The organism is Sinomonas atrocyanea (assembly GCF_030812675.1).
GTDB classification, from domain to species: domain Bacteria; phylum Actinomycetota; class Actinomycetes; order Actinomycetales; family Micrococcaceae; genus Sinomonas; species Sinomonas atrocyanea_B.
The window spans coordinates 119,759-135,551 of sequence record NZ_JAUSTE010000007.1 but is presented as its reverse complement, the minus strand read 5'-3'; the positions used below and the strand labels follow the sequence as shown (position 1 = coordinate 135,551).

Here is a 15,793-nt window from a genome sequence, read left to right as displayed (position 1 = left end):
CGCCCGCCGTCGTCCGCGTCTCCTCACCCGAAGTACAGGTGCCGGTGCGCCGCGCACCGCTCATTGAACAGTGCCCCGCAGCGCGGGCACGATGTCGTCGCTAAGTACTCCGCGATGGCCATCTCGCCCTTGCAGACCCCGCAGAGCACCGCGGGCTCCGCCCACTGCTCCGGCGGCCAGGTCCGGGCCTCGTGGTGCGCGTCCTCCGCGTGGCAGAGGTGGCACGGGTAGTAGCGCCCGCAGCAGGCGAACTTCATGGCCACCACGTCCACCTCGGTGCGGTAGTGGACGCAGCGGGTCTGGTCGTCCACGGTGGCGCCGAAGACCGGCACGGCCCGTGCTTCCCCGCTCACCTCGGGCGCCTCACTTCACGCGGCGGACGAGCACGTCCGGGAACGCCCGGTGCACGGCCACCGCGGCGACGGCCGCGACGGCGTCCTTGAGGAGGTCGCCCGGGTAGAAGACGAGGTCGGCGGCGAAGGCCGCCTGCCAGGAGAGCTTGAGGTTGAGCATCATGCCGAGCACGCCGGGCAGGTGCGAGGCGACCACGGTGACCACGGCCGCGGCGAGGAAGAACCAGACCGCCCGGCGCTTGGCCGAGGCGCGGCGGATGACCTGCTCGGCGGCGACGCCCACGAGGAAGGCGGCGAGGACGAAGCCCACGATGTACCCGGCGGACCCGCCGGCCATGACCTGCAGCCCCGCCCGGCCGCCGGAGAATATCGGCAGCCCGGCGAACGCCACCACGAGGTAGAGGCCCACTGCGGCGGCGCCGCGCGCCCCGCCGAGGACCAGGCCGGTGAGCATGATCGCGAAGGTCTGCAGCGTGATCGGCACCCCGAGGCCGCCCACCGGGATGCCCGGGACGATCGCCGAGGCCGCGATGAGCGCGGCGAACACGGAGACGAGGGCCAGCGACTGCGAGTCCCACATCCGGCGCGGCTTGCGGGGGCCGGACTCGGCCGGGCGGTGCGGCGCGGGGGCGGGCGTCGTCGGGTTGCTCATGATTCCTCCAGAAGGTCCGGGAAAGGGTCCTGGAAAAAGGCTATGAAGCAGCGCAAGCGACCGTTTTGTAGGGAACCCACCACGGCCACTGCCGATCGTTGGGACGAAGGCTACAACGTGACACGGCGCACGGCGCCGACGTGCGCCGCGCTCCTCTCCTCCGGTACCACCGCGGCCTCCGGCGCGTCACCGAAGGCGAAATTGCACATCTGTTAGACATGTAAAATCAACTTCGCTCCCGCAAGATCCTTCAGAAGCAGCCATCATCAGAAAGACTCACGAATGACCCAGAACATCACCATCAATGCCGGAGGTCCGGCGACTCCTCAGGTCAAGATCATGGAATTCGACGGCAGCGCCGCCGGTTACCTCGGAACCCAGATCCTCGCAACCCTCGTCACGGTGTGCACGATCGGAATCTGCTATCCGTACGCGTTGGTGCTCTTGGAGCGCTGGCGTGCAAAGCACACCATCCTCATGGGTCGCCGGCTCTACTTCAAGGGAACCGGCGTCGGCCTATTCGGACTCTGGATCAAGTGGTTCTTCCTGATCGTGGTCACTCTGGGTATCTACAGCTTCTGGGTCTTTCCGCGGATCACCCGGTGGAAGGTCGAGAACACCGTCTACGCGGCCTGAGTCTCGCACCACCAACAGAGGCAGGCGGACGACGGCGGGTGCGCACCCGCCGTCGTCCGCCTGGTTTCGACTCCGCTCAACCACCGTTGCCGTGGTTTCGGCTTCGCTCAACCCCGGGGTTTCGACTCCGCTCAACCACCGTTGCCGTGGTTTCGGCTTCGCTCAACCCCGGGGTTTCGACTCCGCTCAACCACCGCAACCACCGTCAGGCGAGCGCGCCCGCCCGCCGGCCGAACACCACCCCGGCCGCGAGGCCGGACCCGCCCGGGTAGTTGCCGGCGAACAGGCCGCCGAGCATCTCGCCGCACGCGTACAGCCCAGGAATCGGCTCGCCCGCGGCGTCCAGGACCCGTCCGTCGGTGTCCGACTTCAGCCCGCCGAACGTGAACGTAATGCCGCACGTGACCGGGTAGGCGTAGAACGGGCCCTCAGTGAGCGGTATGGCCCAGTTGCTCTTGACCGGGGTGGTCCGGGCCCGGCGGCCGTCCTTGACGTTGGGGTCGAACGGGACGGAGAGGTCGATCGCGGTGTTGTAGTCGTTGACCGTCTTGGCCAGCGCCTCCGGGTCCACCCCGATCTGCTCCGCGAGCGCCTCGAGCGTGGGAGCGGTCTCGACGGAGACGCCCGGCATGTCGTACTCCTCGGAGCGCAGCATGGGCCGCAGGGCCGCGTCGAAGATCTGGTACGCCACGGAGCCCGGCTGCTCGAGCACCGCCCGCCCGAGCTTGGCGTACGTGTAGTTGCGGAAGTCCTCCCCCTCGTCCACGAACCGCTCCCCGCGGGCGTTGACGATGATGCCCAGCGGGTAGCTCTGGCGCGTGAGCCGGTTGGTCAGCTCGCGGTTGGACTCGTTGCCGGGCGTGAAGGCGTCCCACTGGGTGGAGTGGCACGTGGACCAGTCCCCCGCCCGGCCCGCGCCGAGCGCGAGGGCGGCGGTGAGCATCTGGCCGGTGTTGAACGGGGTGCCGCGCACCTTGGCGTTCTCCCAGCCGGGGCCGAGGTGCTCGGCCCGCAGCTCGCGGCTGGCCTCGAAGCCGCCGGCCCCGAGGACCACCGAGTCGGCGCGCAGCTCCACCTCGGTGCCGTCGGCCTCGCGGACGGTCACCCCCACCACGGCCCCGCCCTCGCTCACGAGCCCCACCACGTCCTGCCCGAACCGGACCTCGGTGCCGAGCCGCTGCGCGACCGCGAGGTGGTCCTGCATGAGGCCCTCGCCGCCGCCCACGTTGCCCACGTGCAGCCCGCCCCAGAACAGGTAGCTGCCGTCGGCGCGCTCGTAGGCCTGCCGCTCGTACATGAGCCGGTACTTGAGCCCCAGGGAGTGCAGCCAGCGCAGGCCGGGCGCGGCCTCGGCGGCGAGCACCTCGGTCAGGGCCGGGTCGTTGCGCCCGTCGGTGACCTTCTCCATGTCCGCGGCGTAGTCGGCGGCGCTGTACGGGGGCACCTCGGTGACTGTGTGCCGCTCATCCGGCTCGATGAAGTCCACCAGGTCCGGCAGGCCCGCGTGGGCGATCCGGGTGGCGCCGGCGGTGTAGTAGCTGTTGCCGCCGAAGAGCTCGCGGGGCGCCTTCTCGAGCAGGAGGACCTTGCGGCCCCGCACGGCGGCGGCGTGGGCCGCGGTGAAGGCGGCGTTGCCGCCCCCGACCACGATCACGTCCGCCGCCTTGGCCTGGGTGCGGGGCAGGTTCGACTCAGTCACAGGGATGTTCCGTTCTTTCCGTGGGTGGTGCTGCCCGTTATGAGGTGGCGGCAGCGGGACTGCGGGGTCGGGGTGGGGACCCTAGGCGGGCGAGGACTCCGTGCGGACGGCGGCCGCGGAGCTAGGGCGGCCCACGCCCTCCTCGGAGACCTCCTCGAGCGCCCGCCGTCCGGTGCGCGGGCCGAAGACGGCCACGGCCACCGCGACGATGAGCCAGCACGCGGCGATGTAGACGAACACCGCCTGGTAGCCGAAGGAGGAGAAGATCGCGGCGACGATCATCGGCCCGAAGATGTTCGCCAGGCGCCCGGTGCCGTAGACGAGCCCGTGGCCGGCGTTGCGGAGGGCGGTGGGGAACAGCTCGGGGCTGTACGTGTAGAGCAGGGTCGCGAAGGTCTGGATGAGCAGGTTCACGCAGAAGCCGAACACCACGATCGCCACGGGGTTGAAGGTCAGCCCGTAGGCGAGGCCGCTCGCCGCCGTGGCGAGGCTGACGACGACGATCGGCAGCTTCCGCCCGAACCTGTCCGTCACGGGCCACGCCAGCAGGGCCCCGGGGACGGCGCCGATGGTGGTCAGCGCGGAGAACCCGAGCGACTCGGCCACGCTGAAGCCGTGCTGGGCCAGCAGCGTGGGCACCCAGGCCACGAACCCGTAGAAGCCCAGGGTCTGGAAGATCCACACGACGGCGAGGAAGAGCGTGGTCCGGCCCGTCTTGCCGGTGAACAGCGCGCGGTAGCTGGTGGCACCCGCGGTACCGGCCGTCGTCGTGCGCTCCGGGACGGGGGCGAGCGGCGGGAGCTGCCCGGCGCCGGCCTCGAGCCGGGCGAGCGAGGCCTCGGCGGCGTCGAGCCGGTTGCGGTGCACGAGCCAGCGCGGGCTCTCCGGGAGGACGAGGAGCGCGGGGACCGCGAACAGGGCCAGGCTGCCGAGCACGAACACCCAGCGCCACGTGTCGTGGCCGAGCGGGACGATGGCGCGGGCGGAGAAAGACATGGCCGGGATGCCGGCCAGGCCCACGGCCATGACGGCGGCCTGCATGCGGCCGCGGCGCGCCCCCGGCATCACCTCGGAGATGTAGGTGGTGGCGGCCACGACCATGGCGGAGAGGCCCACGCCGGTGAGGAAGCGGAACAGGAAGAACGTGGGGACGTTGATCCCGGCCGCGTTGACGAGCGAGAAGGTCGAGAACATCAGCGTCGAGAAGAGCAGCGCTCGCTTGCGGCCGATCAGGTCCGAGATGCGGCCGCCGAAGATCGCGCCGATGGCCATGCCGAGGAACGCCGCCGAGGTGACGGTCGCGACGTCCTGGACGGAGAACGCGAGGTGCTTGACGAGGGCCGGGGCCACGTAGGCGAAGGTGTTCAGGTCTCCGAACTCGAAGAGGAACACGAAGGCCAGGGTGACGAGCGCGATCTTGTGCGCTCGGGTGATGGGGAGGCGGTCCACGCGGGCGGCCGCCGAAGATGCGGTGAGCAACTCTATCCTCCTTGATAGAAGCGTTCAGTTCGATGGAAGCAGCCCGGGATGGGCTGCGCCAGAGGTGGTGCTGGTCGGGAAGGCGGGTCAGGCCGGGACGGCCAGGGGCGCCGCGGCGGGGCGGTGCTGGGCTCCTTCCGCTGGGGCTTCTCGGCCGGCGGCGGCGAGGGCGCCGGCGGTCGGCACGTGCAGCACTGCCGTCGCGAGGCGGCGGGCGGCGCGGTGGAGCGAGACGGCCTCGACCGTCCCGTCCGGCGCGGTGGTCCACGAGGCCTCGACGACGCCGGACGCCGTGCCGATCCGCACCGTGCGGGAGCCCGCCGGCAGATAGCGGGCGACCACGGTCCCCGGGGTCGCGGCGGCGACGGCCACCGCGACGGCGGAGGTGAGGCCGATCGCCGGGTGCGGGGCGTGCATGGAGAGCATCCGCACGGAGACGTCGTACTCCCCCGCCGCCACGGCCGTCCCGTCGGAGGCGACGTAGTCGCGGGCGGGGCCCACCACACCGGTCTTCGGCACCGCGTTCGGCGCCGGCTCCCCGGGGGCGATGATGCCGTGGAGCACAGCGCCCTCCGCGCGGAACGGGGTGAGCATCGGGACACGCTCGGCGAGCTCCGCGATCCCCTCGGCGCCGGTGAGGCCCAGGCCCGCGGCGTCGAGGAGGAGGGCGGGAGCGCCGGCGCTGACGATCGTGGCCTCGCCGGTGCGGCCGCCCGCCTGGACGGCCTCGGACGCGCGGCCGGTGGGGAACGCACGGTCCCGGGTGAACGGGCCCTCGAAGGTGAGGTCCACGGGGATCCCGCCGGAGGCGACGCCGGGCACGTGCGCGTCGCCGCGCTCGGGGGCGCGGCCGCCGGGGGTGGGGACGGAGGTGCTCAGGATGGCGCCGGTGTTGACGTTGCGGAGCCGGACAGTGGTCTGCTCGGCGTCGAGGGGAACGAGGCCCTCCTGGACCGCGTAGAGCCCCACGGCGGTGGCACAGTTGCCGCAGTTGCTGCCCCACTCCACCACCCGGTCGGCGATGCCGACCTGGCCGAAGAGGTAGTCCACGTCCGCCTCGGCGTGCTCCGAGCGGGCGACGACCGCGATCTTCGACGTGGTGGAGGTCGCGCCGCCCACGCCGTCGATCTGCCGCGCGTCGCCTGCGCCGAGCGCGTTCTCCAGCAGCGTCTCCAGGGCCAGGGGCGCGGCGTCGACGGCCTCGGCGGCGAAGATCCAGCACTTGCTGGTCCCGCCGCGCACCCATGCCGCCGCGACCTCGACGGTCCCGTTCAGTTCCTCCACCGGTGTACTCCTTCAGGCTCTTGGGCTGTTCCTCTCTTCATCGTGGGACCGGCGCTGGATCCGCACCAGCTAAAGTTTCTGAAGGCTCTTTAAGTGCTGCTGTAGGATGAGGCCATGGCGATGGACATCCGGCGGATGCTGGTGCTGGTCGAGGTCGCGCGGGCCGGGTCGCTCACGGCTGCGGCGGGGCGGCTCAACTACACGGTCTCGGCGGTCTCGCAGCAGATCGGCCAGCTCGAGGACGAGGCGGGCCAGCCGCTCGTGGAGCGCCGGCCCCGTGGGGTGACGCTGACCGAGTCCGGGCGCGCCGTGGTGCGCCACGCGGAGCAGATCGAGCGCGCTGTGCAGGCCGCGCACGAGGAGCTCGAGGAGATCGCCGGCCTGCGCACCGGGACTCTGCGCCTGGGCACGATCCCCACGGTCACCGAGTCGTTCCTGCCCGCGGCCATCGCCGCCTTCCGCGAGCGCCACCCCCGCGTGGACCTGCGGATCCACAGCGCCCAGCGCTCCGGGATCGGGCACCTGCTCGAGGCGCGCGAGATCGACCTCGCGATCACGTGGATGCGGGAGGTGCAGGACACCTCGGACACCGCCGGGACGAGCACCGAGCTGATCTTCCGCGAGCCCAACGTGCTGCTCGTGCCGGCGGGCCACGAGCTCGCGCAGCGGCGCACTGTGCAGATGGAGGACCTCCGGCACGAGCCGTGGATCATCCGCACCTCCCCCAACGTCCTGGCCGTGCTCGAGGAGGCGTGCGAGGCCGCCGGCTTCGCCCCGGTCGTCTCCTTCGAGGCGCGCAGCTACCAGGAGGCCCAGGCCATGGTGGCCGTCGGGATGGGCATCGCCCTCGTCCCCCAGCTCTCCCTCTACAGCCTGCGCGAGGACATCGCGGTGATCAGCGCCGTTACGCCCCGCCCGCCGACGCGCCGGATCGTCCTCGCCCGCCGGCGCGGCGAGCGGCTCTCCCCGGCCGGGGCGGCCATGGGCCAGATCCTCATGGAGGCCGGGCGCGCGTGGAAGGCCGCGCAGGGCTGAGGGTGGCGGCCGAGGAATGTCGGAGGCCTGTGCCACCATCCTCGTATGGCATCAACTTGCTCTTCACCTCTGGGAAGGCCCCTGCGCAATCGATGGGACCTACGCGGAGCGCGTTCCGCGTAGCGGCAGCAGCCGCCAGTGAAAGGAAGTCCCATGGCCAAGTCCAAGGTCAAGTCCAAGTCCAAGCACGCCAAGAACCCGGTGGTGCCCGTCCTCTCCTACGTCGATGCCGAGGGCATGGGCGACAAGCTCGTCGTGTGGCCGACCGTCGGCGATTACCCGGTCCTCCAGATCGACCCCGACCACGCCTGCATGTGCGAGACGAGCCGCGCCATCCACTTCCGCAGGGAGGACGCACCGCAGCTCGCGGCCGCGATCCTCGCCGCCGGGATGATGGAGCCCCGCAAGATGCGCAAGTAGCACCGCGAAAGGCGCGCGGACGACGGCGGGTGCGCACCCGCCGTCGTCCGCCCGCCTCCCCGGGAGGGAACCTCAGCCGCGCAGGCTCGCCTCGGCCTGGTGCCGCGGGCTGTCCGGGTTCATGAGCGAGTGCTTGCGCCCGTAGGTGAAGTAGATGACCAGCCCGATCGCGAGCCAGACCACGAAGCGCAGCCACGTCTCCCAGTGCAGCTGGCAGATGAGGAACAGCGAGGCCAGGACGCCGAAGGCGGGCACCACCGGCATCCACGGCAGGCGGAAGGTGCGCGGGGCGTGGGGCTTGGTGCGCCGGAACACGATCACGGAGACGCACACCACCACGAAGGCGGCGAGGATGCCGATGTTGGTCAGGTCGGCCACGGCGCGGATCGGGAAGACGCCGGCCAGGAACGCCGAGCCGAGGCCCGCGATCCAGGTAACGCGCTGCGGGGTGCCGCCGCGGTCCACTTTCGAGAACCACTTCGGAAGGAGGCCGTCGCGGCTCATCGAGAACCAGACCCGGGTCACGCCGAGGAGGAAGGTCAGCATGACGGTGAGGATGGAGAGCACCGCGAAGACGGAGATGATGCTCGCGATCACCGGCAGGCCCACCCCGGCGAACGCGGAGGCGAAGCCGGCCTTGGGGTCGATGTCCTTGTAGTTCTGCATGCCGGTCAGCACGAGGGTCGCGGCGACGTAGAGGAGCATCGCGATGATGAGGGACAGGACGATCGCCTTGGGCATGTGCTTCTTGCCCTCGGTGGCCTCCTCCGCGGCGGTGCTCATCGCGTCGTAGCCGAACACGGCGAAGAAGACCGTGGCGGCGCCGCTCATCACCGGGCCGAAGCCGCTGGGCATGAACGGGGTGTAGTTGTTGGTGTTGATGTAGAAGATGCCCAGGCCCACGATGAACAGGATCAGGACCACCTTGACGGCCACGACTGCGAGCTCGAAGCGGCCGAATGCCTTGGTCCCGCGGCTGAGGATCAGCGTCACGAGCAGGCAGATGAGGATGGCCGGCAGGTTGATGATGCCGCCCTTGCCCTCATCCACGGTCGAGGCCATCCACGCCGACAGGTGGACGCCGAAGCCGCCCAGGAACGCGTCCAGGTAGCCCGAGATGCCGATGGCCACGACCGCCACGATGGCGATGTACTCGAGCAGCAGGTCCCAGCCGATGAACCAGCCGGTGATCTCCCCCAGCGCCACGTAGCCGTACGTGTAGGCCGACCCCGCGCGCGGGATCATGCCGGCGAACTCCGCGTAGGAGAGCGCCGCCGCGGCCGAGGCCAGGCCCGCCACGAGGAACGAGATCAGCACGGCCGGGCCCACCCCGGGGTTGTCGGCGTCGCCGTGCGCCACGAGCCCGGCGAGGGAGAAGATGCCGACGCCGATGATCCCGCCCACGCCGATCGCCGTGAGCTGCCAGAGCCCCAGGCTCCTGAACAGCCCGCTCTTGCCGGTCTCGTCTTCCATCTCCTCCAGCGGCTTGCGGCGCCACACTGATTGAGGATTGTGCCCACTCATCGAGAACTCCCACCTGTGCTCCGGGCCCGCGGATCGGACCCTCACGAACTACACGGCCTGCGCGGGCGGCGGCTTCCCCATCCAACGTGACGCCGGCCACATCGACCCCGAACAGTATCCGGAGATCCATCCCATCAGGTAAAGCAACTTTTTCCGAACGCTATCGGTCGGGTTTGCCGACGGGTTGCTCAGCGGGCGTGTGAACCCCTTGACTCGTGTGGCGTGCATCACCATACTGAGGAGAGTGAATGAATCTTCATTCACTCTGAACGGCAATTCACACGGAGGACTCCTGTGCAGACCAGCGATGCCGCGGTGGCGGCCCGCACCGCCCTCGTCGACACCCGGCGGAGGCAGCTGCTCAATGCCGCGGCCCGGCTCCTGGGCCGCGGCGGATCCCACTCGGTGTCGATGCAGAACGTCGCGGACGAGGCCGGCGTGAGCGTCGGGCTCATCTACCGCTACTTCGGCAACAAGCAGGAGCTCGTGCAGGCCGTCATCGAGGATGTGCTGAACGAGTTCAGCCTCCGCGTCGCCGAGCCCGTCCAGGAGGAGGCCGACCCGGTCCGCCGCCTCGCCGCGGCGTTCGCCGGCTACTGCTCCGTGGTGCAGGAGCTGCGGGACGCGGCCGTTCTCGCCTACCAGGAGTCCAAGACGCTCGAGCCCGAGGGCCGCGAGAGGATCAAGGCCCTGGAGGTCGAGAGCGCCGAACCGCTCATCGCCGCCGCCCGCGAGGCCATCGACGCGGGGCTGCTCGGCGACGTCGACCCGAGAGTCCTGGCCTACGGCCTCCTGACGACCGCCCACCTCTGGGCGCTCAAGCACTGGTACTTCAGCCGCTTCATGACCCACGAGCAGTACGTGGCCGAGCACACGGCCCTCGCCCTCTCCTCCGTGGTCCGGCCCGAACACCGGGCCGCCTACTCCGACCTCCTCGGCCCCCTCGCCTGAAAGGACATTTCCATGACCGGCCAGACCACCGCCCCCAGCAGCACGACCGCCCCCGCGGTTCCCGCCTTCGACGACATCCTCTACGAACGCCGCAACGCCGCCGCGATCATCACCATCAACCGGCCCGAGCGCTACAACGCCTTCCGCGGCAAGACGGTCGAGGAGCTCATCAAGGCCTTCCGCCTCGCGTGGGCCGACCACGGCGTCCAGGCCGTGATCCTCACCGGCACCGGAGAGAAGGCGTTCTGCACGGGCGGCGACGTCAAGCAGCGCGCCGAGACCGGCGACTACGGGCCCACCGAGTCCGGGATGTTCGAGATCGGGAACCTCCACAAGCTCATCCGCGACATCCCGAAGCCCGTCATCGCCGCCGTCAACGGCATCGCGGTGGGAGGCGGCCACGTGCTGCACGTCCTGTGCGACCTGACGATCGCCTCCTCGACGGCCCGGTTCGGACAGGCCGGCCCGCGCGTCGGATCGTTCGACGCCGGGTTCGGCTCGGCGTACCTCGCCCGCGTCGTCGGGGAGAAGCGCGCCCGCGAGATCTGGTACCTGTGCCGCCAGTACGACGCCGCCACCGCCGAACGCTGGGGCCTCGCCAATGCGGTGGTCGAGCCGGAACGGCTCATGGACGAGGCGATGGCCTGGGCCGACGAGATCGCCGCGAAGAGCCCCACGGCGCTCCGCTTCCTCAAGCAGTCCTTCAACGCCGACACCGACCACCAGGCCGGGCTGAGCAACCTCGCGATGTCCGCCCTCGACCTGTTCGTCGCCTCGCCCGAGGGCGCCGAGGGCGCCGCCGCCTTCGCCGAGAAGCGCACGCCCGACTTCGCCAGCAAGGTCCAGTACCACTAGCAGCCAGCCCCCCACCGCTTCCGCCCCACCTCAGCGTCGAGAGAAGAGCAGCGATCCATGGACTTCACGGTCACGGAATCCCAGCAGCAGTACATCAAGGAAGCCCGCGAGGTCGCCGGGCAGCTCGCCCCCGGGTACCGGCAGCGCGAAACCGAGCGCCGCATCGAGCCGGAGGTGCGCCGCGAGATGGGCGCCCGGGGCCTCATCGCCCCCGAGCTGCCGGAGGAGCTGGGCGGACGCGGCGAGCAGCGCCTCACCTCGGGCCTCATCACGGAGGAGATCGCCCGCGGCGACTTCAACGTCGCCTACGTCCAGGTGGTCGGCTCCCTCGTGGGCCAGATCCTCGCAGCCAATGCCGCGCCCCAGGTCGCGGCGCACTGGGTCCCGCGGATCACAAGCGGCGAGGGGATCGTGGCGATCGGGCTCTCGGAGCCCAACGCGGGCTCCGATGCCGGCAGCCCCTCCCTCACCGCCCGGCGGGAACGCGGCGGCTGGGTGCTCAACGGGACGAAGTCGATGTCCTTCGCCCTCCAGGCGGACGCCGCGGTGGTCTTCGCGAAGACGAACCCCGAGCAGGGCCGCGGCCGGGGCATCAGCGCCTTCGTCACCGACCTGGCCGCCGACGGCGTGGAGCTCGAGGCCGTCGACGACATGGGCACGAAGGCCGTGACCCGGGGGTACGCGCACTACACGGATGCGTGGATCCCCGACGAGCACCTGCTCGGCGCCGAGGGCCAGGGCTTCACCCAGGTCATGCAGGGCTTCGACTTCTCCCGGGCACTCATCGGGCTGCAGTGCATCGGCACCGCGGCCGTCACGCTCGAGGAGACCTGGGAGTACGTCAAGGGCCGGGCCGCCTTCGACCGGCCGCTGAGCACCTTCCAGGGGGTCGCCTTCCCGCTCGCCGAGAACGAGACCCTCCTGGCCGCCGCCCGGCTCCTGTGCCACCAGACGCTCTGGCTCAAGGACAACGGGCTGCCCCACACCGCCCAGGCGGCCATGTGCAAGTGGTGGGCGCCCAAGACGGCCTACGACGTCATCAACGCGTGCCTCCTCCTCCACGGCCAGTTCGGCTACCGGACGGACAAGCCGATCGAGCAGCGACTCCGGGACGTCCTCGGCCTGCAGATCGGCGACGGAACCGCCCAGATCATGAAGATGATCATCGCCAGGAACATCGCAGGCCGCGCCTACGCGCCCTGACCTGCCCCCTCTTCGAAGGAGAATCATGGGAAAGCTCGAGAACAAGATCGCCATCGTCACCGGCGGAGCCTCCGGCATCGGCAAGGGCATCGCCACCAAGCTCGCCGCCGAGGGCGCGACCGTGGTGGTCAGCGACCTCAACGAGCCCGCGGCGAAGGAGACCGCCGCCGCTCTCGGGAACCAGTCCATCGGCGTGCGGACCGACGTCACCTCCCGCGAGTCGGTGGACGAGATGGTCCGTGCCGTCCACGCCGAGTTCGGCCGGATCGATGTGCTGGTCAACAACGCCGGCTGGGACAAGGTCGGCCCGTTCGTGGACAGCGACGTCGCGGACTGGGACCGCGTCGTCGCCATCAACCTGTACGGCACCCTGCACTGCAGCCAGGCCTTCCTGCGCGCGGTCGCGGACCAGGAGCGCGCCACGATCGTGAACATCGCCTCCGACGCCGGCCGGGTCGGGTCCTCGGGAGAAGCCGTCTACTCCGCGGCGAAGGGCGGCATCATCTCCTTCAGCAAGACCCTCGCCCGCGAGACCGCGCGCCAGGGGTTCACCGTGAACTGCGTCTCCCCGGGCCCCGCGGACACCCCCCTCTTCGCGGGAATCAGCGCCGACAATCCCAAGCTGCGCTCGGCGCTGGAGAAGGCCATCCCGCTGCGCCGCCTGGCCCAGCCCGAAGACCTCGCCAACGCCGTCGCCTTCCTCGCCTCGGACGAGGCGGCGTACATCACCGGCCAGACCCTCTCGGTCTCCGGTGGACTCACGATGGCCTGAGCCGCATCCCCGCCTCCACTAGCCGAACGGACACCACCATGAGCTCGCCCTTCGAGATGCTTCCGCTGCCACAGGGTGCGGCCGACTTCCGCGCCAAGGGGTACTGGAAGAACCGTCTCCTCCTCGACTACTTCGACGACGCCGTCGCGGCAGACCCGGACAAGATCGCCTCGATCGACGCCGCCGGCCCCACCACGTACCGGGAGATGGCGGCCGAGGTCGAGGCCATCGCCGCGGGCCTGATCTCCCTGGGTGTCGAGGCCGGGGACACGGTCTCGATCCAGCTGCCCAACCGGCACGAGTGGATCGTCGCCCACCTCGCCGCAGAGCGCGTCGGTGCGGTGACCAACGCCCTCATCCCCATCTACCGGGACCGCGAGATCGAGTACATGGCGAGCAAGGCCCGCGCCAAGGTCATCTTCATCCCGGACACGTTCCGGAACTTCGACTACGTGGCGATGATCGGGCGGCTGCGCGGCTCGCTGCCCCAGCTGCGCCACGCCGTCGTCCTCGGAACGGGCCCCGCGGCGCCGGCCGCGGACGGCTTCCTGTCCTGGGCCGACCTGGCCGAGCGCGGCAGGGCCCGCGGCCTCACCGCCGCGGAGGCCGCCGGCCGCCGGCCCGACCCGGACGACCTGGCGCTGGTCATGTTCACCTCCGGGACCACCGGTCGGCCCAAGGGCGCCATGCACAGCCACAACACCGTGCTCTCCGGCGCCCTGCCCTGGCCGGACCGGCTCGGGATGGACAGCACCTCGGTGATCCACATGGCCTCCACCTTCGGCCACCTCACCGGCTACCTGTTCGGCGTCGCGCTCCCGATCATGCTCGGCGCCACGGGGGTCTTCCAGGAGGTCTGGCAGCCCGCGGAGTTCGTCGAGCTCGTCGAGGAGCACGGCATCCAGCACACCTCCGGCGCCACGCCGTTCCTCCAGGACATCCTCACCGCGCCCAACCTCGCCGACCACGACGTCTCGAGCCTCGCCCGGTTCTGCTGCATGGGAGCGCCGATCCCCCGCGCCGTGGTGCACGCCGCCAAGGAGAAGCTTCCTGGCCTGAACGTCTTCGGCGGATGGGGCCAGACCGAGTGCTGCCTCGTCACCATGGGCAGCCCGGAAGACCCGGTCGAGAAGGTCCTCGACTCCGACGGGCGCGTGCTCCCCGGCATGGAGCTGCGCCTCGTCGACTACGCCGGCGAGCCCGTGCCCACGGGTACCGAGGGCCGCATCCAGATCCGCGGCTCCTTCCTCTTCCGCGGCTACCTCGAGCAGCTCGACGCCACGCTCAGCGAGTTCGACGGCGAGTGGTTCGACACCGGCGACCTGGGCACCCAGGACGAGGACTCGTACGTCCGGCTCGCCGGGCGCACCAAGGACATCATCATGCGCGGCGGCGAGAACGTCCCCGTCGCCTACGTGGAGAACGTCCTCTACGAGCACCCGCGCGTCGCCGCCGTGGCGCTCGTCGCCGTCCCGCACCCGCGCCTCCAGGAGATCGGCGGCGCCGTCGTCCAGCTCAACGACTCCGACCCGTTCACGCTCGAGGACCTCAGGGCCTTCCTCGAGGCCAAGGGGCTCGCCAAGCCGTACTGGCCCGAAATCCTCAAGGTCGTCCCCGAGCTGCCCCGGACCCCGAGCGGCAAGATCCAGAAGTACAAGATCCGGCAGGAGCTGTCGGAGGAGTTCAGCCAGGAGGCCACGGCGTGACCACCATGACCACCCTCAGTTCCGTGTTCGGCCCCGCCGACCTCACCGGCCTCGACGGCCAGCTCAGCACCGAGGAGAAGGACCTCGCCCTCGCGGTCCGGGGGCTCGTCGACGAGCACATCCGCCCCAACATCGCCGGCTGGTACGAGCAGGCGGTCTTCCCCCGGGAGATCATCCCCGAGCTCGCCAGGCTCGGCCTCCTCGGCATGCACCTCACCGGCTACGGCTGCGCGGGGCGCTCCGCGGTGATGTACGGCCTCGCCGCCTCCGAGCTCGAGGCCGGCGACTCGGGGCTGCGCACGTTCGTCTCGGTCCAGGGCTCGCTCGCCATGTCCGCGATCCACAAGCACGGCTCCGAGGAGCAGAAGCAGCGCTGGCTGCCCGAGCTGGCGGCCGGCCGCGCCGTGGGCTGCTTCGGGCTCACGGAGCCCACGGCGGGCTCGGACCCGGCCTCGATGCGCACCACGGCGGTCCAGCAGCCCGGCGGGGACTGGGTGCTCAACGGCGCCAAGCGGTGGATCGGGCTCGCCACGATCGCCGACGTCGCCATCATCTGGGCGCAGACGGGCGAGCACGGCGACGCCCGCGGCGTGCGCGGGTTCGTGGTCCCCACCGGCACCCCGGGGTTCACGGCCACCGCGATCGAGCCCAAGCTCTCGATGCGCGCGTCCGTGCAGTGCGACATCACGCTCGAGGACGTGCGCCTCCCCGCGGACGCGATCCTCCCGGCCGACACCGCGATCGGGCTCAAGGGCCCCTTCTCGTGCCTCAACGAGGCCCGCTACGGGATCATCTGGGGCGTCATGGGCGCCGCCCGGGACAGCTTCGAGGAGGTGCTGCGGTACAGCTCCGAGCGCACCCAGTTCGGCCAGCCGCTCGCCGCCTTCCAGCTGACCCAGGCCAAGCTCGCGGACATGGCCGTGGAGATCACCAAGGGCTACCTGCTCGCGCTGCAGATCGGCCGCGCGAAGGACGCCGGGACCCTCTCCCCCACCATGATCTCGGTGGGCAAGCTCAACAACTGCCGCGAGGCCATCCGGATCGCCCGCGACGCGCGCGAGATGCTCGGCGGCAACGGCATCACCCTCGACTACTCGCCGCTGCGGCACGCCAACAACCTCGAGTCGGTGCGCACCTACGAGGGCACCGACGAGGTCCACCAGCTCATCCTCGGCCGCGCGCTCACCGGCCTCGGCGCCTTCCAGGCAGCGGGGAGGTAGGCCC

The 15,793-nt window shown here is 70.7% G+C and carries 15 protein-coding genes; 9 read left to right on the top strand and 6 right to left on the bottom strand.

The window, feature by feature from the left end; translation table 11 throughout:
* Positions 1–23: 23 nt before the first annotated feature.
* Both J2W20_RS11610 and J2W20_RS11605 read right to left on the bottom strand, forming a co-directional pair.
* Positions 24–353 (bottom strand): CHY zinc finger protein, encoded by a 330-nt coding sequence (locus J2W20_RS11610; protein WP_307006767.1) that lies wholly within the window; start codon positions 351–353, stop codon positions 24–26.
* 10 nt (positions 354–363) lie between these two features.
* A complete protein-coding gene (locus tag J2W20_RS11605) occupies positions 364–1,005 on the bottom strand; it encodes a biotin transporter BioY (protein WP_307006766.1) in 642 nt (213 codons plus the stop codon).
* A 282-nt stretch (positions 1,006–1,287) separates the two neighbouring features.
* Here J2W20_RS11605 and J2W20_RS11600 point away from each other — a divergent pair, with 282 nt between their 5' ends.
* Positions 1,288–1,641, top strand: a complete 354-nt coding sequence (locus J2W20_RS11600; RefSeq protein ID WP_307006765.1) for a DUF898 family protein — start codon at positions 1,288–1,290, stop codon at positions 1,639–1,641.
* 205 nt (positions 1,642–1,846) lie between these two features.
* Here J2W20_RS11600 and tcuA read toward each other — a convergent pair whose 3' ends face one another.
* The 3 genes from tcuA to J2W20_RS11585 form a co-directional block, all read right to left on the bottom strand.
* The gene (tcuA, locus tag J2W20_RS11595; RefSeq protein ID WP_307006764.1) at positions 1,847–3,340 is read right to left on the bottom strand and encodes an FAD-dependent tricarballylate dehydrogenase TcuA; all 1,494 of its coding nucleotides are present in this window, start codon (positions 3,338–3,340) and stop codon (positions 1,847–1,849) included.
* An 81-nt stretch (positions 3,341–3,421) separates the two neighbouring features.
* Entirely contained in the window at positions 3,422–4,819 is a 1,398-nt protein-coding gene (locus tag J2W20_RS11590) for an MFS transporter (protein WP_307006763.1), read from the bottom strand.
* Between the two features lie 87 nt (positions 4,820–4,906).
* Positions 4,907–6,103 carry a PrpF domain-containing protein gene (locus tag J2W20_RS11585; protein WP_307006762.1) on the bottom strand — a complete coding sequence of 399 codons (1,197 nt, stop codon included), beginning with the start codon at positions 6,101–6,103 and terminating at the stop codon, positions 4,907–4,909.
* Between the two features lie 114 nt (positions 6,104–6,217).
* On the opposite strand from J2W20_RS11585, the gene J2W20_RS11580 reads away from it, so the two are divergent.
* Positions 6,218–7,138, top strand: a complete 921-nt coding sequence (locus J2W20_RS11580) for a LysR family transcriptional regulator (RefSeq protein WP_307006760.1) — start codon at positions 6,218–6,220, stop codon at positions 7,136–7,138.
* Between the two features lie 153 nt (positions 7,139–7,291).
* Complete coding sequence (locus tag J2W20_RS11575; protein WP_307006758.1) at positions 7,292–7,558, top strand: hypothetical protein; 267 nt, start codon at positions 7,292–7,294, stop codon at positions 7,556–7,558.
* Positions 7,559–7,630: 72 nt separating this feature from the next.
* Here J2W20_RS11575 and J2W20_RS11570 read toward each other — a convergent pair whose 3' ends face one another.
* Positions 7,631–9,082, bottom strand: a complete 1,452-nt coding sequence (locus J2W20_RS11570; protein ID WP_307006757.1) for an amino acid permease — start codon at positions 9,080–9,082, stop codon at positions 7,631–7,633.
* Between the two features lie 294 nt (positions 9,083–9,376).
* On the opposite strand from J2W20_RS11570, the gene J2W20_RS11565 reads away from it, so the two are divergent.
* Genes J2W20_RS11565 through J2W20_RS11540 form a run of 6 tightly spaced genes read left to right on the top strand, consistent with a single transcriptional unit; the run spans position 9,377 to position 15,789 of the window.
* Positions 9,377–10,033, top strand: a complete 657-nt coding sequence (locus J2W20_RS11565; RefSeq protein ID WP_307006755.1) for a TetR/AcrR family transcriptional regulator — start codon at positions 9,377–9,379, stop codon at positions 10,031–10,033.
* Positions 10,034–10,045: 12 nt separating this feature from the next.
* Complete coding sequence (locus J2W20_RS11560; RefSeq protein WP_307006754.1) at positions 10,046–10,888, top strand: enoyl-CoA hydratase-related protein; 843 nt, start codon at positions 10,046–10,048, stop codon at positions 10,886–10,888.
* A gap of 57 nt (positions 10,889–10,945) precedes the next feature.
* Positions 10,946–12,091 (top strand): acyl-CoA dehydrogenase family protein, encoded by a 1,146-nt coding sequence (locus J2W20_RS11555; RefSeq protein ID WP_307006753.1) that lies wholly within the window; start codon positions 10,946–10,948, stop codon positions 12,089–12,091.
* A gap of 25 nt (positions 12,092–12,116) precedes the next feature.
* On the top strand, positions 12,117–12,863 hold the full coding sequence (locus tag J2W20_RS11550) for an SDR family NAD(P)-dependent oxidoreductase (protein ID WP_307006752.1): 747 nt from the start codon (positions 12,117–12,119) through the stop codon (positions 12,861–12,863).
* Positions 12,864–12,901: 38 nt separating this feature from the next.
* Positions 12,902–14,569 carry an AMP-binding protein gene (locus tag J2W20_RS11545; protein ID WP_307006751.1) on the top strand — a complete coding sequence of 556 codons (1,668 nt, stop codon included), beginning with the start codon at positions 12,902–12,904 and terminating at the stop codon, positions 14,567–14,569.
* Positions 14,570–14,574: 5 nt separating this feature from the next.
* A complete protein-coding gene (locus J2W20_RS11540) occupies positions 14,575–15,789 on the top strand; it encodes an acyl-CoA dehydrogenase family protein (RefSeq protein ID WP_307006835.1) in 1,215 nt (404 codons plus the stop codon).
* Positions 15,790–15,793: the final 4 nt, after the last annotated feature.